This window comes from Nostoc sp. DedQUE07 (assembly GCF_034530975.2).
Taxonomy (GTDB): Bacteria; Cyanobacteriota; Cyanobacteriia; order Cyanobacteriales; family Nostocaceae; genus Nostoc.
Map to the genome: position 1 here is coordinate 25,693 of NZ_JAVRCC020000029.1, position 17,537 is coordinate 43,229.

16 protein-coding genes are annotated in these 17,537 nt (G+C 41.3%); 11 read left to right on the top strand and 5 right to left on the bottom strand.

The window, feature by feature from the left end; all coding sequences use genetic code 11:
- Window positions 1–106 precede the first annotated feature (106 nt).
- Window positions 107–1,384: a DNA methyltransferase gene (locus RMZ95_RS21155; RefSeq protein WP_322685957.1), complete on the top strand. Its 1,278-nt coding sequence runs from the start codon at window positions 107–109 to the stop codon at window positions 1,382–1,384.
- Between the two features lie 3 nt (window positions 1,385–1,387).
- A complete protein-coding gene (locus RMZ95_RS21160; protein WP_322685958.1) occupies window positions 1,388–2,266 on the top strand; it encodes a hypothetical protein in 879 nt (292 codons plus the stop codon).
- Between the two features lie 34 nt (window positions 2,267–2,300).
- On the opposite strand, the gene RMZ95_RS21165 is transcribed toward RMZ95_RS21160, so the two are convergent.
- Window positions 2,301–3,239: a pentapeptide repeat-containing protein gene (locus RMZ95_RS21165; protein WP_322685959.1), complete on the bottom strand. Its 939-nt coding sequence runs from the start codon at window positions 3,237–3,239 to the stop codon at window positions 2,301–2,303.
- 64 nt (window positions 3,240–3,303) lie between these two features.
- Entirely contained in the window at window positions 3,304–3,636 is a 333-nt protein-coding gene (locus tag RMZ95_RS21170; protein ID WP_322685960.1) for a DUF5678 domain-containing protein, read from the bottom strand.
- A 227-nt stretch (window positions 3,637–3,863) separates the two neighbouring features.
- Between RMZ95_RS21170 and RMZ95_RS21175 the strand changes: the two genes are divergently transcribed.
- The 3 genes from RMZ95_RS21175 (at window position 3,864) to RMZ95_RS21185 (ending at window position 7,325) form a co-directional block, all read left to right on the top strand.
- Entirely contained in the window at window positions 3,864–5,048 is a 1,185-nt protein-coding gene (locus RMZ95_RS21175) for an AbrB family transcriptional regulator (RefSeq protein ID WP_322685961.1), read from the top strand.
- A 204-nt stretch (window positions 5,049–5,252) separates the two neighbouring features.
- On the top strand, window positions 5,253–6,068 hold the full coding sequence (locus RMZ95_RS21180; protein ID WP_322671471.1) for a DUF1838 domain-containing protein: 816 nt from the start codon (window positions 5,253–5,255) through the stop codon (window positions 6,066–6,068).
- Window positions 6,069–6,293: 225 nt separating this feature from the next.
- Window positions 6,294–7,325, top strand: coding sequence for a VOC family protein (locus tag RMZ95_RS21185; RefSeq protein WP_322671470.1), 1,032 nt, complete (start codon window positions 6,294–6,296; stop codon window positions 7,323–7,325).
- A 134-nt stretch (window positions 7,326–7,459) separates the two neighbouring features.
- On the opposite strand, the gene RMZ95_RS21190 is transcribed toward RMZ95_RS21185, so the two are convergent.
- Window positions 7,460–7,846, bottom strand: a complete 387-nt coding sequence (locus RMZ95_RS21190) for a hypothetical protein (RefSeq protein ID WP_322685962.1) — start codon at window positions 7,844–7,846, stop codon at window positions 7,460–7,462.
- Window positions 7,843–8,826, bottom strand: coding sequence for a glutaminase A (glsA, locus tag RMZ95_RS21195; RefSeq protein WP_322671467.1), 984 nt, complete (start codon window positions 8,824–8,826; stop codon window positions 7,843–7,845). The genes RMZ95_RS21190 and glsA overlap by 4 nt, the downstream gene beginning before the upstream one ends.
- A gap of 899 nt (window positions 8,827–9,725) precedes the next feature.
- On the opposite strand from glsA, the gene RMZ95_RS21200 reads away from it, so the two are divergent.
- From RMZ95_RS21200 to RMZ95_RS21225, 6 genes are all read left to right on the top strand, one after another.
- Complete coding sequence (locus RMZ95_RS21200; protein ID WP_322685963.1) at window positions 9,726–10,829, top strand: septal ring lytic transglycosylase RlpA family protein; 1,104 nt, start codon at window positions 9,726–9,728, stop codon at window positions 10,827–10,829.
- Window positions 10,830–11,037: 208 nt separating this feature from the next.
- Window positions 11,038–12,645 carry a bifunctional pantoate--beta-alanine ligase/(d)CMP kinase gene (locus RMZ95_RS21205; RefSeq protein ID WP_322685964.1) on the top strand — a complete coding sequence of 536 codons (1,608 nt, stop codon included), beginning with the start codon at window positions 11,038–11,040 and terminating at the stop codon, window positions 12,643–12,645.
- Window positions 12,646–13,159: 514 nt separating this feature from the next.
- Window positions 13,160–13,762, top strand: a complete 603-nt coding sequence (locus tag RMZ95_RS21210) for a superoxide dismutase (RefSeq protein WP_322671464.1) — start codon at window positions 13,160–13,162, stop codon at window positions 13,760–13,762.
- 303 nt (window positions 13,763–14,065) lie between these two features.
- On the top strand, window positions 14,066–14,272 hold the full coding sequence (locus tag RMZ95_RS21215; RefSeq protein WP_099099470.1) for a hypothetical protein: 207 nt from the start codon (window positions 14,066–14,068) through the stop codon (window positions 14,270–14,272).
- 271 nt (window positions 14,273–14,543) lie between these two features.
- A complete protein-coding gene (locus RMZ95_RS21220) occupies window positions 14,544–15,485 on the top strand; it encodes an AIR synthase related protein (protein ID WP_409883375.1) in 942 nt (313 codons plus the stop codon).
- A gap of 482 nt (window positions 15,486–15,967) precedes the next feature.
- Window positions 15,968–16,654 carry a PHP domain-containing protein gene (locus RMZ95_RS21225; RefSeq protein ID WP_322685966.1) on the top strand — a complete coding sequence of 229 codons (687 nt, stop codon included), beginning with the start codon at window positions 15,968–15,970 and terminating at the stop codon, window positions 16,652–16,654.
- 151 nt (window positions 16,655–16,805) lie between these two features.
- On the opposite strand, the gene arsH is transcribed toward RMZ95_RS21225, so the two are convergent.
- Window positions 16,806–17,501, bottom strand: coding sequence for an arsenical resistance protein ArsH (gene arsH / locus RMZ95_RS21230; protein WP_322685967.1), 696 nt, complete (start codon window positions 17,499–17,501; stop codon window positions 16,806–16,808).
- Window positions 17,502–17,537: the final 36 nt, after the last annotated feature.

A 17,537-nucleotide genomic window follows, 5' to 3' on the forward strand; every position in this document is an offset into this window, starting at 1 on the left:
CTTTTTTATCGGGACTGAGATATATTTCTCAGTCCTGATTTTTTATGAGTTTAGTCAATACTAATTTAAAATTAGTAAGCCCTATTAACTTCAGCTTTTAAATTTGATGCCTGAACTTCGCAATGATTTTCAATCAAGAGCTATTACAGAAAGAACAGGCACATTTACTGACAATATGAAATTACCTATTCATAGATGGTTTAGGTATTCTGCTGGATTTTCAGCAACTTGGGTTGAAGGAGTAATCGCAGAACTGAAACCGAAAATTGTCCTCGATCCATTTGCAGGATCGGGCACTGTTTGTATTGCTGCTGATAAACTTGGTGTGAATTCCTACGGCATTGAAGCGCACCCTTTTGTTTATCGGCTTGCACAAGGGAAGCTCTCATGGGAGATAAATACCGATGAGTTTTTGGAAGCGATCGCTGAAATTAAAAATCTTGCTGCTAGTCTTCAGCCAAAGCTTCCAGACCAAATGCCAGCGTTACTAAATAAATGTTACACCGAGGATATATTAATATATCTCTTCAAAATCAAGCAAGCCTATTTAGAGCTAGCCCCAGCCCTATCAGAAGAGTTACAGGATCTCACTTTTCTAGCAATCTCTGCTACTTTACGATTGTCAAGCTATGTAGGCACGGCGCAGTGGCAATATATTCTTCCAAACAAACGAAAAGCCAAGATTTCTAAACCACTTAATGCACTAGATACTCAAGTCGCTTTGATGTTAGAAGATATGCGTTGTATGCAGTCTGTTAGAACAGCAAGCCAAGCTACTTTTATTAGAGAAGATGCAAGGATTTTAGAAAGTATTCCCGATAAGTCAATAGATTTAGTAATAACCTCTCCACCGTATGCAAATAACTATGATTATGCTGATGCCATGCGTCTCGAAATGACCTTTTGGGGTGAGGTTAACTCTTGGGGGGATTTACATGATACAGTTCGCAAGTTTCTGATTCGTTCAAGTTCGCAACATGTGTCAAAGGATCGATTGCAATTGGATGCTTTAATAACTGATCCTCTCCTTGAGCCAATTCGAGATGAGCTAATTCCTGTTTGTAAAGAGCTAGAAAAAGTCCGAGAGACTAAAGCCGGCAACAAAGCTTATCACACAATGATCGCCGCATACTTTATTGATATGGGGTCTGTATTCCATGCCCTTCGTCGAGTTACAACATCTGATTGCAAGATTTGCTTTGTAGTTGGAGATTCGGCCCCTTATGGGGTGTATGTTCCAGTTGAGCAGTGGTTGGGAAAATTAGCAAATGAGGCAGGGTTTTGTTTATGGTCTTTTGAGAAAATTAGAGAACGTAATGTCAAGTGGAAAAACAGAAAACATAATATTCCTTTACATGAAGGAAGGCTTTGGATAGAAAGTTAGATTATGGCGCAGTCACCATCACATAAGTTTGGTCAGCAACTAGGCAAACTTCTTGAAGATATCGTACTTTATGATATTCTGAAACCTCGACTAGAGCAATTTGCTCAAGTCAAAAACTACTATCTTGACTGGCAGCGATCGCGTCCAGCTAGAAGTGGTAAAAAGGTTACTTGGGAGGATAAGTACGGAAATAAGCACGATCTAGATTTTGTGATTGAAGTCGATGGCACGGATAAGAAGCTTGGCAGACCTGTTGCATTTATTGAATCTGCATGGCGTAGATATACGAAGCACTCAAAGAATAAAGCTCAGGAAATTCAAGGGGCGATATTACCAATTATTGAGCTTCATCATCTATCTGCACCCTTTTATGGGGTAGTATTAGCTGGAGATTTCACAAAGCCAGCGTTAGAACAACTAAAAAATAATGGCTTTGCAGTTATTTATATCCCCTATAAAGGTGTAGTATCAGCATTTAAAGTAATTGATTTTGATGTTGCTTTTGATGAGGATACTCCTGATGAAAGCTATACTACAGCCTTTAGACAACTTGATAGTCTTACTAGTTCAGATAAAGAAAAACTGCGACAGGCTTTGATACGAGTTTGTCAAGAAGAAGTAGATAGGTTTATGGAAACGCTTAGAAATTGTCTTGAGCGTTACATTAGTAATATAGTTTTAATTCCGCTTTTCGGAAAGAGATACGAATTTGATAGTATTGATGATGCAATTAGTGGACTGGATACACTTAAGATTGACAGTCCAGTTGGAGAATTTGAAAAATTTGAAGTTATCGTTGATTATAATAATAGCGATACCATTCGAGCTACTTTTCAAAACAAGAATTTGTTGACAGACTTTTTAAGAAAATTGGAACATTAAGTGAAGGTTAGGGAGAGATTCTTGAGCCTGTTTACTAGCACTCATCATCCTTTATGCTTCCATCTGGCATAACGGTACTGTCAAATATAGCGTTATAAAGATAAGCATTGTTTAAATTTGCACCTTCCAAGTCAGCACCTGTCAAATTTGCTCCTTCTAAATCCGCACCTTCTAAATTTGCTTGAAAAAGAGAGCTATTGCTTAGATTCGTACCTTTCAAATTTGCATGGCTTAAATCAGCCTCGCTTAAATTTAAATCACTAAGGTCGGTATTTTCTAAGTTAGCAGAATTTAAATTTTCTCCAGAACCAATAAAAATAGCTTGTTCAAAAATATCGAAAATACCTATTCCAGGTATAGAAAGATATCTTGTTTTTTCGTCAATTATTGTCTCAGTATCATAGATACAGTTTGTAAGAAGTTCACCTATACCCATACCTGTAAGGTTAGCACCAATCAAATTTGCTTTCCGTAGTCTTGTTCCATCACTAAAGAAAGCATTGCTTAAATTTGCGCCTCGCAGGTTAACTTTATCTAACGTACTTTGGTATGTCGTGATATTGGTTAAGTTGGCATAACTAAGATTTGCTTTTTCTATCCAGCCATGATCCATATAAATGTTACTCAAATCTGCATAGCTAAAGTCCACTCCTTGAAAACGGCCAGACAAGTTGGCGTGACTCAGATTAGCTGCTTTGAAGTTAGCGTACTCTGCTTCAGCTCCGTCAAGACGAGCATTACTGAAATTAGCACCTTCAAAATTAGCTCCAAGCAGCGTAACCCTTTGTAGACTGGCATTACTCAAATTTGCGTAACTCAGATTCACATCATTAAGATGAGTACCAGTCAACTCAGCACTAGTTAAGTTTACCCCACACAGATCAACTTCTTCCAAGTGTAGACGACTAAAATTGACACTAGAAAAATTTCTTTCACCTATGGCGTAGCGTCTGAGTAATTCTTCTCCATCCATAACTCTAAGCTCTAAGCCTGTTTATTAACATCAACCTTAAAATTTTGATTTAATTTTACAAAACCTAACTTAAATCTAAAACCAATCCAGGTAGTAAAGTTTCACCGCACGGTGTCTTAGGGTTATTCAATTCTTCAACCGCATTATTAGGCGGAAGCGAATTGGTAAAATTCATTTCTATAGAGGCAGTGCGACGGGGAACTAGGTAAATTAAAAAAGGCTGTTTTGAAACATTACCTAATGCTAAAACTTCGCGCAAATTTTCGCTGTGAGCAATTATTCCATTTGCATTGTAAGCGATGTATTGATTTTTATATAAATCTAATAACATCTGGCGGTTCCGATTTAACCACTTGAACATTTCATCTGTTTCTCTTTTAGTGGGAGTTGTGTTCATATATTTAATGTTGTCCGTGGATGTGGAATATCTCTGGCACTATTTTAATTGTCTGCTGCAAGAGGTGAGCTACCAAACCTGACTAAATCTAAATCTAAAATAAACCCACCAATAGAATTAAAACCCTTCACCTGTATCATTTTGCTTGTTGCTGGTAATGTCCGATCGCATCCCATAAGATCCACTTTTGCACCTATAGCTTAGACTTAAATAAAAGCTTAGTATCGATGAATCAAAGTCTAAGTGGTACTCCCAGCCTAAAAGAACACACTCATCAAAATCCTGTTATTACCAAACAGCAACTATTTGGGAAGCAACTAATTGTCCTTACCTTGGAAATGCTTCTGGCATTACCTCTGGGTTTACTCCTTGCAAAGTTCCAAATTGGCAGGATTGCCTGGATATTTGGCGGCATTGCAGCTGGTACAGTGGTTCTTCAAGGGTGTCGAATTTTTTATCAATATTCTCCCCAACCTAACCGCACTGCTAGAAAAGTGGGAATGGCACTTGTCGGCTTAACTGTCGGCGCTTCCAATTCCCACGCTAATCTAGCTAGTATTGCTTCCGGTATTCCTATATTTATTTTTCTTACCTTATTTCTGCTGCTGAGTGGAGGCTGTATCGGTTACATTTACTCTCGCATCAGCAAAACCAACCTATTTACAGCAATGCTGGCTACAGTTCCTGGTGGTGTAGGAATTATGGCAGCGATCGCTGCCGATTACAATAAAAATGTTAGCTTGGTTGCCCTAGTACAGGCGATTCGCGTTACCTGTGTAGTTATTCTAATTCCCTTCATCGCTAGGACATCAGCTGGTAATGATTATCCGCAAACACTCCCAATCAAAGCTGCTTGGCTCAATCTCGATCCATCTCAACTAGAATTACTCTTGTTAGTACTGGTAATTACTGGATTAGTAGTTTATCCAGCTATATTATTTAAAATACCTGCTGGCGATTTCTTTGGTGCATTGCTGATTGGTATCGGGTTTAATCCTTTGCTACATTGGCTGCCTTTTGTAGGTGATATTAGCTTTAGTCCGCCACCAATAATAAACTTATTGGGCCAAATGCTGTTGGGAATTACGATTGGTGAATATTGGAAAGACAAACCCAACTTTAGAAAGCGGACTGTCGCCTATGCCTTGATGTCTGTGGGGATGACTCTCGTAGCTGGAGCGATCGCTGCTATACTTGCGATGCAATTAACCTCTTGGGACTGGTTAACCTGTCTTTTAGTCACAGCACCAGGAGGATCGGCAGAAATGATCTTAGTTTCCCTGGCATTGAATCATAATGTTGAAATTGTCACAACTGGTCATTTAGTACGACTAATTGCGATTAATAGTTCTCTACCGCTTTGGCTGTTTTTGTTTCGCCGTCTAGATAAGCAACTTTCTGAACCAGTTTAATTGATAAAGGCATTAGGAATGGGGCATGGAGTATGGGAAAGAGGACAAGGTCACTTAGAGAATTGGGGACAAGGGGAAAGACTTGTTGTAAGTTCTAAGCTTTTGTCACCTTGTCTTTCTTGCCCACTCCCAACTTTTAAAAATGCAACTTGAATGCTGATAGCTTATTCTTTTGTTGTTATTCAAATACTAAGGATGCTTTAAATGGTTGCCCAAATCCAAGAACTTGAAGCGCAGCATTGGGTTAAAACTCGTTCTTCCCTCGACCCTAGCGAATCCACTTTCCTGATTTGGAAAGGTAAAATTTACGCTTTTATCCCCGGTGAGAAAAGACAACTCCTGTTTAAGATGCTGGGATTAAGCGTTAGCCGATGTATTCCCACAGCAGAGGGTAGCTGGGATTTTACTTCTAGGGAACTAACTTACTACCTCAACCCAAAAACAGATGAGGTTTTATCCAAATGGGAAAACCCCTGGACAGGGGAGACAGTTCCGGTGATTCACGTTGCCAATAATCCTGTGCAGGGAAAGTTTGAAGGAAACTTCCCCGCACAGGTCGATGGTGACAGCACAACCTTCGTTTTTGATATATTTCCTTATTACCCCAATCCCTTAGCAGACGATCGCAAATTTGCTGAATACAGCCCAAATCCAATTTATCAGGCAGCGGAATTGTTTAAATTAACTGTGCCAACCGCAGATTTATTCAACCCAGCACTGAAATCTGTTTCTGAACTCAAATTGAGTTGGGATCGAATTGGTCAATGGCTTCCCTGGATGAAAATGGGCGATCGCCCCGGTCAGCTAATCTACAGTGCTGTTGGCAGCAAAGTCAATGGTTTAACAGAACTGCCCCCAGTGCTGCAAGACGAAATTAATAACCGTATTCCTCTATATAAGCAAGCCCCAAAAGCATTGACAGATGGCGAAGATATGACTTCCTGGTTGTACTTCCAAAAGCACTTTCAAGCTTACTTGGCTGGTGAAGTCTTCCCGCTTCCTCAAGCAGAAGAATTTTGACATCCTCCCCTCTTGAGAAAAGTGCAGGGTGGTTTCATTTGATGGTAGAAAAATGTGTAAGCCCTAAATTTCCATTCAGTTGTGATTTAGTTTCCATAGTTAACCGACAAAGAAATAAGAGTATGGGATTTTTCTCTCGTTATATGAAATCACCCTGCTCCCCCTTGAGAGAATCTTTTAAAAGTCTATTTTGACCCAATCTAAAATCTAAAATCCCAAATTGGTATGACTCACGAACAACAAACTGCAATAGAAGGTATCTATGAAATCTGTATCGGCATCACAGAGCCAATTTCTGCAATTCAGTATTGGGAGCAATTTGGCTATCGCATTGGTCAAGTGGGTCAATTAACCGCAGATGTAGCCAATCAATTATATGGTGTGAATTCATCTTTACGCTCAATCCGCCTCTACCACCAAAATGCAGATCATGGTTTGATTCGGCTGATGGTTTGGCAAAACCCCACCCATCAAGGTTTAGGAACAGCGTCGATGAAAATTAAGGGAAATCGCTGGGCGGCAAGCTTAACAGCAGATGTGTTAAGTATCTTAAATCATATAGAAAATGCAAAAGCCGCAGGTTTGCCTATTAGGCACACTAACCCTTATTGGGAAGTCATCTACAACAAAGAGAGGAAAAGCCGTCCATTTATTGAGCCAGCAGTTGGTGTACGAGAAATGCTGCTACTGCAACCCTTAGCTCGCCAGCTTCTATTTCAACGGTTTGGCTATACACTACCGGATTACGGACAAGTTAACCACAATGCTGCTCTCAAGGCTAGTCAGTTTACCCATATGGGGATCATCGTTCAAGATGATAGCAAAGAAACCCTGAAGTTTTATGAAGAAGTTTTAGGTTTGCTGCGTGTGCGTGATGGTGTCGAAACTAGCTATGAATCTTCGCCAGCCGGTCGAGATATTTTTGACCTTAATCCTGGTGAAAAGTTTATTCTCACTACCTTTGATGATCCTCGTTCTTCTAAGTCTGACTTGATGGCTGTACGCAGTGGTAGGCTTTACATCATTCGATTCCCAGAAAATATTAATTTAGAATCGCACTTTGAGGCAGCCCAACCAGGTAGCTTGGGTATGTCTTTATATACCTATCGGGTTAAGGGAATACAGGAGTATTACGATCGCATCAAGGCAAGTACTGTACAAAAAGTTACAGATATTATTAGTAATGAGTTTGGCGAGCCGAGTTTTTCCTTTGTTGCACCAGATGGCTACTTCTGGACTTTGCTAAAAGGTAATTAACTAGTGCAAGAGGAGTAGGGAGCAGGGCAGTAGGCAGAGAAGCCGCAAATTAATAGTACATTTATACTAATCTGAAGTTCTTTATCAATCACCAAGAATTTAATTTTCCTCAACTGCATCAGTTGATATCTCATTTAAGCTGGCGGTTGTATCTTTTGAAGTTCTTTAATTGCTTCGATATGGGCTTGATTTACCTTCGTATGCTCCTCTACTGCTTCAGAATATACATCTGTTGAAGGATCTTCTATTAGTCTGTGCGCCAAATCTTGAAATTTCTGCGCGTGTTCGTGCATGGTTTTTCCATAGGCTTCGATACGTTCTTTTTGTTCGGGATCGATTTGGTCATCTGTTTCTAAACTCTTACCCAACTCTTGTATCTCTTTGCTATGCTCAATTGCTTTTTGAGCATGTTTTTGTGCTGTCTTTATAGTCTGCTTTGAAACTTCATGCATAATATTAATCCCGACTCTCGTCTTAAAAGAACTATAAAATAAAATTCCTCTACCCTTTGCTTCTTTCAACCAAATTTCGCCTCTTGACCTGAACAATCAAATAAATGTAAACCTAACCGTTGGGAAAGTTCTTCACACACCTTTACCCCCCGCACACTATTACCACGCACATCTAGCAGTGGCGAAAAAACTCCAATGCCCATCTTATTGGGTACAACGGCAATAATCCCACCAGAAATACCGCTTTTCGCCGGAATTCCAATTTTATAAGCCCACTCACCTGCAAAGTTGTACATCCCGCAGGTATACATCACACTCAGAATATCTTTAATATAACGCTTATCTACCGCCTGTTCTTTGTTAATCGGGTTAATACCTCTGTTAGCCAGAGTAGCCGCCATCACTGCTAAGTCTTGACAATTCACCATCACAGCACACTGCTGGAAATAAAGATCCAGCGCCTCTTCAATATTCCGATCAATCATGCCAAAGTTGAGCATCAAATGTGCCATTGCACGGTTGCGATGTCCTGTACTGCGTTCTGAGGTAAAAACTGAAATGTCAACGAATACGTCGCGGCTAATATATCGGTGAAACATATCCAGCATCCGATTCAGGCGTTCGGTAGGGCCGGAACCTTTGATTAAGCTAGTGGTGGCGATCGCACCTGCATTTACCATTGGATTATAAGGTCGCTTCGATTGCTCATCCAAAACAATCGCGTTGAATGCATCTCCCGTCGGTTCAACGCCAACTCTAGTTAAAACATAATCCAGTCCATGATCTTCTAAGGCAAGTCCATAAGCAAACACCTTAGAAATCGACTGAATGGTAAAAAGTTGCTCGTAGTCCCCAACTTTGTAAACCTGACCATCTACTGTCACAATGCAAATGCTGAACAAATCCGGGTTTGCCTTTGCCAGTTCGGGAATGTATTTCGCTACTGCACCCTCTTGCAGAGACTTGTACTGGGAATGTAACTCGTTGAGAACAGCTTTTAATGGCGATGCTTCTATTTCTATATCTCCTGGATGTGCTTGGTTTGTCATTAGGCTGATGGCATTTCCCAAAATACCTACTATATATAGAAGAGGTACAGCTGTACATCCCTACAGTTACAAAGATTTTGTCAAAAACAGCTTGCTCTAAAAAATCATACTTGAGCAATTACTGAAAATAAACAAAATAAGACGTATATTTTGTTACAAACAGTATTTGCTGTTTAAGCGATCGCAAAGTTTTATTAATTTTTAAGTCATTAATCCTGAAAAATATTCCTTTGGGTATCGTCCTTTTTTTTATACTCAGCAATACGGTTACTTAAGGTTATATTTATCACCAACATCAGTCTAGTTATGGAGAATCAAAGTAATGATTGATGTAAGTAGAAAAAACTTTGAAAAAAGATATCAGACTCCAACTAATTTGCATAATTTTTTAAGATGCAACTCAGATCGCGACTTATTCATAGTTAAATCTAAATATTTCCTTAAATAAATAATTTTAAGTATTTATGCCGATGCCATTTAATTAAAGTTATATTACTTTCTTATAGGAAATAGCCAAAAACAATGTGATCTAAAATACACGAGTAGTTGTGAGCCTTTAGAAGTGATGTGAATAGGGTATCGCTACTTTAGTGTGAAATAAGCGTAAAGTTTTTTTAAGAAATTTTTGACTTACACAAAAAAGCGTTACATAGCCAAAGTCCGCTTTTGAGAAAGGTTTCGACCTTCAAATTGGAATGGGAATTTGAGAAAGTGGCCCATAGTTACGCTAAAACCCTGATCCCCAAGCTAAAAGGTTCGTGTTAGTCTGTTGCAGTTATAAAGAACAAAGTGAAAACGGAACGAGTTCGAGTTTTTCAAAAGGGAAATCACTTTCATTAGCGATCAATCCCGCAAGTTATAAAACTTTAAGTTCTACAGTCGCTTTCAAAAACGGACGCATGAATCAAAGACATTTGTGGACTATTGTTGCCCTGTTTATGGCTGTTTTGGGAGTACCCTCAGTCGGTTGCACTCAAACCACTAAAGGAAATGCGCTAGCATCCCAAAAATCACCCGCCCCTGATGTGGTTAAGGTGGGAGAGTTCCAATCAACAGCAGGGAAACAAACCTTGGATGCTGTGATTACAGAAATTCATCCTCACAACATCAAAGGACGTAAGGCGGCAACCCTTTTTATCAAAAATATACCTGTTCTCACCTTTTTGAGTTCTGTATCAAATACGAATCTTGAGACTAAAAAAGTTGGTGCAATTGGCAATACTGGGGGCGTACAAGGGTACGCCCTTATTGCTAGCAATTCATCAAATGCATTGAATACTGGGAACGTAACAGATGCGAGTAACCAGATTAGCTCCACTGACAATGACCCGGTTCAGATAGCTGGTGTAATAGCAGCTAAGATCAACCAGTTGAATCGGGAAAACGTGGACGGGAGTAAGATTACCGTCAGTTGGAAAGCAGGGGAAAAATCTACTGCCAATCAAGCGCAAAACAAAAGCGTCCCCCTCCAACAAGATGGCGATCGCTATGTAATTAAAATTAATGGCGAAGAGTTGGTCGAAATCAGCGAAGGTACGCGATTAGCAGGTAGTACCAACGATCTAGCGCAAGATGCATTGCAAGCAACCAATCGCTTGCGGAGACTACTAGGCAATGCATCTCCCCTAAAAGAGATTGCAAATTTACCAGTCCGTCAACAAATATCAATACCAAAGCTGCCTCAACAGATTGCCGTCGGAGTAGTGCGAGCCACCCTGAGAGGAATGGCTTCTTATTACGGCTATGATGGTTCTGGTAATCGCACTGCTAGCGGTCAGAGATTTAATCCAGAAGCAATGACTGCCGCTCATCGCAGTTTACCCTTTGGTACGCAAGTTCGTGTAACTAACACTCGCAACGGCCGTTCCGTAGTGCTGCGGATTAATGACCGGGGCCCATACATTCGTGGTCGAGTCATTGATGTGTCTGCCGGCGCAGCTCGAATTTTGGGAATGATGGGCAGTGGCGTAGCACCAGTGCATATTGAGGTATTGGGGAAATAATCTAGGGACTGGGGACTGGGGATTAGGGGCTGGGGACTAGGAAAAAGTATTTTCAATCCCCAATGCCCAATACCCAATGCCCAATGCCCAATGCCCAATGCCCAATCCCAGTTCCGTATCACTTAATTCCCCTAGTTCAATCAACTCTTCCCTCTATTTCGGATATAAACTAACGGGGGAGGGATCGATAAGAACTAGGGGTATTTTTGTGCGCCTGCTGACAACAGTCGCAGCTTTACGCTGCTATTTAACTAAACGCTGCTCAGAAAACAAGCTAATTGCGGTTACTGAGGATCTGAGACTAGATGAGATGACTGGCTGGTATCAGACGGCAGTCGGTCTGGTGCCAACGATGGGAAATTTGCATCAAGGTCATTTAAGCTTAATCCAACGGGCGCGGCACGAAAATTCTACGGTGATTGTGAGTATTTTCGTCAATCCCCTGCAATTTGCTCCTAACGAGGATTATCAACGCTATCCCCGCACTTTAGAGCAAGACCAACAACTTTGCGAACAAGCTGGGGTAGATGCCATTTTTGCACCGAGTCCTGAAGAGATGGCTGTTCCTCAGAAGAGTATACAAGAATCAAAGGTTACACAAGTTATCCCGCCATCTGCTATGATAACAGGCTTGTGTGGTCGTTCTCGGCAAGGTCATTTTCAGGGTGTCGCTACGATTGTTACCAAACTTTTCAATTTGGTACAGCCTGACCGTGCCTACTTTGGTGAAAAGGATGGTCAGCAACTAGCAATTATTAAACGCTTAGTAGCTGACTTAAATTTGCCAGTAGAAATTGTTGCTTGTCCAACAGTACGGGAAGCGTCGGGTCTGGCGTTCAGTTCTCGCAATCAATATTTGACTGCAACGGCAAAAGAGCAAGCGGCGGTGTTATATCGGGGTTTGCGACGAGCTGAAGCCGCATTCATTGCAGGCGATCGCAATAGTAACAAGTTGATAGCAGTGGTACAGCAAGAAGTGGCAATGGTCAGCACGGCCTGTGTGGAATATATTGAATTGGTTGAACCGACTACGTTGATGTCTTTAGAAAAAGTTGAGGAGGAAGGAATGTTGGCGATCGCAGCTCGTCTTGGTGCTACACGTTTGATTGACAATCTCATATTGCGCGATCGTCAACCCATTATCGCCATTGATGGCCCAGCCGGCGCTGGAAAATCCACAGTGGCGCGGCAAGTGGCAGCAAACCTGAATTTAGTGTATTTAGATACAGGAGCGATGTACCGTGCTGTCACTTGGTTAGTACTGCAAAAGAAAATTGCTATTGACGATGAGTGTGCGATCGCCGAATTAACTAACCAGTGTAAAATTGAACTTACTCCCACCCAGGATTTACAATCGTCTGTGCAGGTTTGGATTGATGGTACTGATGTTACCCAAGTGATTCGCACGATTGAGGTAACATCAAAAGTATCTGCGATCGCGGCACAAAGCGCAGTCCGTCAAGCACTGGTTAAACAACAACAAAAGTGGGGCAAAAAAGGTGGTTTAGTTGCTGAAGGTCGGGATATTGGTACTCATGTATTTCCCGATGCCGAAGTTAAAATCTTCTTAACCGCTTCTGTGAGTGAACGCGCCCGTCGCCGCCAGCAAGACTTTAACACCCAAGGTCAACCTGAAGTGAGTTTAGAACAGTTGGAACACGACATCGCCGAACGTGACTGGAAAGATAGTACACGCAAGGTTTCTCCTTTGCAGAAAGCAGCAGATGCGATCGAACTTCAAACTGATGGTTTAGACGTGTCTGAAGTCACGGCACAAATCGTTAACTATTACCAACAGCATTTATCTCAGTGTTAATTACTACTATTTGCTGTTAGTTTTTTAGTTTCAAAGGGTGGTGAGTGATTATTCACTTACCATCTTTAAAACTGTATTTAAAAATAAAATAGATGTAAGTTAACTATTGGCTATTTTAATTTGAAAATTAATACTTATAGTCAAGTGTAAACAATTATTAATTTAGTCTACATTTTTTTAACAATAAATCATCTCGCTTTCGACTGATTTTTCAAATCGTAATTAATCTTACTAAAGATAGAAGTATTAAACTTTTAATTGCTAAATGCTATTTAGTTATTAGCCTTTAGTTATAAAACATTAGTCATTTTTATTTATAGTCAGGAATTGCTAGCGATTTGACTTATCAACAAACTACTTTGTTTCCGTCTTCACTTTGGTAGTAGAATGACGATGTTAAGTTTTATGTTTCACTAATCAAAGGCATAAAACCTCTAAAAATAAAAGCTATTAATTTCCCAAACTTCTGCAATAGCTTACAAACTAGAAACCGCTAAAGAGAGGATTTGACACAATGGCATTTGTACAACCCCCACTACCCTTTGAAAAAGATGCTCTAGAGCCTTTTGGTATGAAAGCTGAAACTTTCGAGTATCACTATGGCAAGCATCACAAAGCTTATGTAGACAACCTCAACAAGCTCACTGAAGGTACAGAACTTGCTGATAAGTCTCTGGAAGAAGTGATTAAAACTTCTTTCCAAGACTCCTCTAAAGTGGGAATCTTCAACAACGCTGCCCAAGTTTGGAACCACACCTTCTTCTGGAATTCTTTGAAACCACAAGGTGGTGGCACACCCACAGGTGAACTCGCAGCCAAAATCGATAAAGATTTTGGTAGCTTTGACAAATTCAAGGAAGAGTTCTCTAACGCGGCTGCAACTCAATTCGGCAGTGGGTGGTCTTGGCTGATCGATGATGGTGGTACGCTAAAGGTGATCAAAACACCAAATGCAGAAAATCCCCTAGCTCATGGTAAGAAGGCACTCTTAACCTTGGATGTTTGGGAACACGCCTACTACATTGACTATAAAAACGCCCGTCCAGCGTTCATCAAGAATTTCCTAGAAAACTTGGTCAACTGGGACTTTGCTGCTGAAAACTTGGCTAAAGCTTAATTACTTGCCAGTTTTGAACTGGCTGCGATGTCTTTTAGTCAGCTAATTTGCAGCTACGTAGTTTGTGCCAGATATCTAAAATAGAAATAATTCACTTAACACCTTTGTCAGCAGTCACGACAGTAGTCAGTCAAGTTTAAATTGATGGGTAGGTGAGTTCGTAGTCAGGACTTTAGTCCTTATTTTCTAAGCACTAAAGTCCTGACTACAAACCCTGAAAACTAGCTTGACATTGTACTAATATCGTGACTGTTTTTGGTTAGGCGTTGAGGGGGATGGTGGAGAAATCAAAATATAAAATATATGGATAGCAAAGAACTAGCGCAATACATCGAAGCAACGAATAGCATCTCTAAACCTTGGGTATTGGTACAACTGCGTCTCAAAAAATTGCAAGAGCGTCGAGCAACTCTGACAAACGATGTTTATACCAAAGAATTAGAAGATATTTACCAAGACTTGATGAAATTAGGTGAATGGTGGCGTGGTATTGAAGATGAGGTATTTTAAAGTGAGGAGTTATGAGTTATGAGTTTTGCTAACTTTTAACTCCTAACTCCTAACTCTTAACTTAAAACACAACCTGATGGCTCAAGCTCTCGATCAAGTCGATTACGATACTCTCGATGCTGCAAAACGACGCTTCATTGATGCTGCAAAACGCACACTTGGCTTTGCAAGCGCTTATGGCATCGTCCCCGCGTCAGGTCTAGGAGCAAGTGCTAACGCTTTCAGCTTCAACCTCGCTCCGTTTCTAGAGGCGGGGGCTAGAGAACTTTCGATGACACTTGTGCCGGAAGGACTGGGCACCGCAGACGATACCCGCCCTGACGATCTTTCCGAAGAAGAACTTCGACGATTCTGGTGGAATATTGGTATCAAGATCATCTCCTGTCTGACTAACGATGCTGCAACTTCAGGTATGCAGACTATACTTCTGGGTCTTTATCTGCCGTCGAGTACTCCTGAAACAATCTTTACCCCTGCTTTCCTTGATGGGTTTCTTGATGGAGTAGTTGAGGGGTGCAAACGAGTCGGGTGTGTCTATCTCTCAGGGGAAACTCCTCAACTAAAAACTAAGATGATTCCAGGGCGGCTCGACATCGCTGGCTCGGTTTTTGGGGTTATGCCGGCTGGTGTCGCTCCTATTGATAGCTCGCGTCTGGATGCCGGAAATACCATTGTTTTGGTGGAAAGTTCGGGCCCCCATGAGAACGGTTTTACCCCACTGCGAAAGCTTGCTGAGTCGCTTCCTGATGGCTACAGAACAAAACTTCCGAGTGGGCAAGAGTTCTGGGAAGCGATGAATGCTGCTTCGTATCTTTACACGCCCCTTGTACAGGCGGTGCTGGGCGAAGGAATTCGTCCCACAGCGATGGAGAATATCACTGGTCATGGTTGGCAAAAGCTGATGCGGTCGGTGAAGCCGCTTCGGTACGTTATCGAAACAATGCTCCCAGTACCAGAGATATTTACATTTGTTGAGAGTCATCTTGAGGGCGGGGCCGAGACGATGCTTTCGGTGTTCAATTACGGTGCAGGATTTGCATTCTATACAGAGTCGGAGCAGGATGCAGAGAGAATTGTCCTACTTGCAAGAGAGAATCAACTTTCGGCTGCGATCGCTGGAAGAGTTGAAGCGTCTCTTTCCCGCGAGGTAGTGATAGAACCCCTTGGAGTCACCTTGAAGGGAGATTCTTTTGGAATTGCGCGAGGGGTATAATGCAACCAAAATGTAGGCATAGCCCGTCGTAGACATCGTTAGTTTTCTCAAAGCTATTTTAGACTCACTTATGCGATGCCTGCGGCGGGCTACGCTTACGCTAAAGTCATTATTGGTTAGAAAAAAGCTGTAATTACTGAGGTAAATAGTATTTTTTACACACAAAGTTAATTTGCATTTCAGGCTTATTAGAGATAATTCCTATACTAAACCTTTATTTTATAAGCCAGTTAACACAGACGTTATAGGCGCATTTATGAAAATTTAAATGTAATATTTGCTACTACCTAATAATAAAGTAGTGCAAACTACCCATGACTACTGAGATTAAGATTTGCTAACGTAGTCTTAACATATTGAAAAATTTGCTGAGAAAGCTGAGAAAGTAGCAACTGATACTAATTTTTAGTTTTGGTTCTTTCTCATTCAGAGATGTGGCATTTTGGTGTGTTAAAGATAGATATTTTTCTTCAGAGGGGGTTATGGTTGTAAATTTGGCCCGTACTACAACTTCAGCAGAGCTTTTAAAGCAAGTATTCCGTAACATTGATGCACATAGTTGTCCAAGGTTATTCAACTTTCACATGCACACTGTCTACTCGGATGGTAGATTGCAGCCTAGTGCATTGATGGAGCAGGCGATCGCTATTGGGTTAAAAGGATTAGCTATCACCGATCATCATGGTATTGTCGGCTATCAAGGCGCCCTTGCTTGGTTAGAAGATTGGAAGTGGAATAATCCTCATGCAACCACTCCTCACCTGTGGAGTGGCGTGGAAATTAATGCCAGCCTTTTGAATATAGAAGTTCACATTTTGGCTTACGCTTTTGCAACAGAACATCCTAGTATGAAACCCTATCTGCAAAGAAGGCCGACTACAGGGCAAGAATATCAGGCAAGTAACGTGATTGCCGCTATTCATGAAGCTGGGGGATTGGCAGTTCTGGCTCATCCAGCTCGTTACAAGCGATCGCTTTTTGACTTAATTCCAGCTGCGTCCGAAAAGGGCATTGATGGTGTGGAAACTTTCTACGCCTACAATAACCCTAACCCTTGGAAACCCAGCGTATTGGAATCAGAACAAGTGCAAAAGTTGGCTGATGAATACTTTCTTTTCAATACCTGTGGTACTGATAGCCACGGTTTGAGTCTGCTACAACGCTTGTAAAGATGAATCAATTTGTTTAAATCTCCTGGTTCAATCTGCCAGGAGGTTATCTTTTTTTGGATGCTCAATAGTCAATTTGTTTTAAAGTTATGGCAAGGGACTGGGGACTGGGGACTGGGGACTGGGGACTGGGTGAAAAGCCTTTTTGTGTCTAAGTTTTATCGTCTGTTGATGTCCTAACCTTTTTGGCTGTTGCTATAATTTCAAGAGATTGAGAAGCTATCTTGATTGTCTCTTTGACAGCTTTTTCCTTACGTTCGCTATAGCGGTCTGTGAGATAATCAACTTTGTCACGCAATAGCAAGGTAAATTTGTAAAGTTCTTCTATCACATCGACAACGCGATCGCGGTAGGGCGAATCTTTCATAGTGCCGTCTTCGTTAAACTCCTGATATGCTTTAGCCACTGACGATTGATTGGGGATCGCGAACATCCGCATCCAGCGTCCAAGAATTCTTAATGTGTTGACAGCGTTAAAAGACTGAGATCCTCCACTCACTTGCATCACAGCCAAAGTTCTTCCTTGAGTCGGGCGAACGGCTCCAATACTGAGCGGAATCCAATCAATTTGATTTTTCATAATGCCAGAAATCTGACCGTGCAACTCTGGGCTAGACCAAACTTGCCCTTCTGACCACAAGCTTAATTGACGCAACTCCTGCACCTTTGGGTGGGTGTCAAGTACGCTACCGTAAATCGGCAGTTCACGGGGATCGAAAAACTTCACCTCTGCTCCAAATTCTTCAATGATGCGTGCGGCTTCCTCTGCCAAAAGGCGGCTATAGGAACGCTCGCGCAGGGAGCCATACAAAAATAAAATTCTGGGGGGATGGTCAAATGTCGTCATGATAATTGGTTAGGGATTTCCAAGAAATAAAGCATC

Bases quoted from the DNA above. Each gene is read 5' to 3' on its own strand.
- RMZ95_RS21155 (WP_322685957.1), top strand. From the start codon at position 107: ATGCCTGAACTTCGCAATGATTTTCAATCAAGAGCTATTACAGAAAGA.
- RMZ95_RS21160 (WP_322685958.1), top strand. From the start codon at position 1,388: ATGGCGCAGTCACCATCACATAAGTTTGGTCAGCAACTAGGCAAACTT.
- RMZ95_RS21165 (WP_322685959.1), bottom strand. From the start codon at position 3,239: ATGGATGGAGAAGAATTACTCAGACGCTACGCCATAGGTGAAAGAAAT.
- RMZ95_RS21170 (WP_322685960.1), bottom strand. From the start codon at position 3,636: ATGAACACAACTCCCACTAAAAGAGAAACAGATGAAATGTTCAAGTGG.
- RMZ95_RS21175 (WP_322685961.1), top strand. From the start codon at position 3,864: ATGAATCAAAGTCTAAGTGGTACTCCCAGCCTAAAAGAACACACTCAT.
- RMZ95_RS21180 (WP_322671471.1), top strand. From the start codon at position 5,253: ATGGTTGCCCAAATCCAAGAACTTGAAGCGCAGCATTGGGTTAAAACT.
- RMZ95_RS21185 (WP_322671470.1), top strand. From the start codon at position 6,294: ATGACTCACGAACAACAAACTGCAATAGAAGGTATCTATGAAATCTGT.
- glsA (WP_322671467.1), bottom strand. From the start codon at position 8,826: ATGACAAACCAAGCACATCCAGGAGATATAGAAATAGAAGCATCGCCA.
- RMZ95_RS21200 (WP_322685963.1), top strand. From the start codon at position 9,726: ATGAATCAAAGACATTTGTGGACTATTGTTGCCCTGTTTATGGCTGTT.
- RMZ95_RS21210 (WP_322671464.1), top strand. From the start codon at position 13,160: ATGGCATTTGTACAACCCCCACTACCCTTTGAAAAAGATGCTCTAGAG.
- RMZ95_RS21215 (WP_099099470.1), top strand. From the start codon at position 14,066: ATGGATAGCAAAGAACTAGCGCAATACATCGAAGCAACGAATAGCATC.
- RMZ95_RS21220 (WP_409883375.1), top strand. From the start codon at position 14,544: ATGACACTTGTGCCGGAAGGACTGGGCACCGCAGACGATACCCGCCCT.
- RMZ95_RS21225 (WP_322685966.1), top strand. From the start codon at position 15,968: ATGGTTGTAAATTTGGCCCGTACTACAACTTCAGCAGAGCTTTTAAAG.
- arsH (WP_322685967.1), bottom strand. From the start codon at position 17,501: ATGACGACATTTGACCATCCCCCCAGAATTTTATTTTTGTATGGCTCC.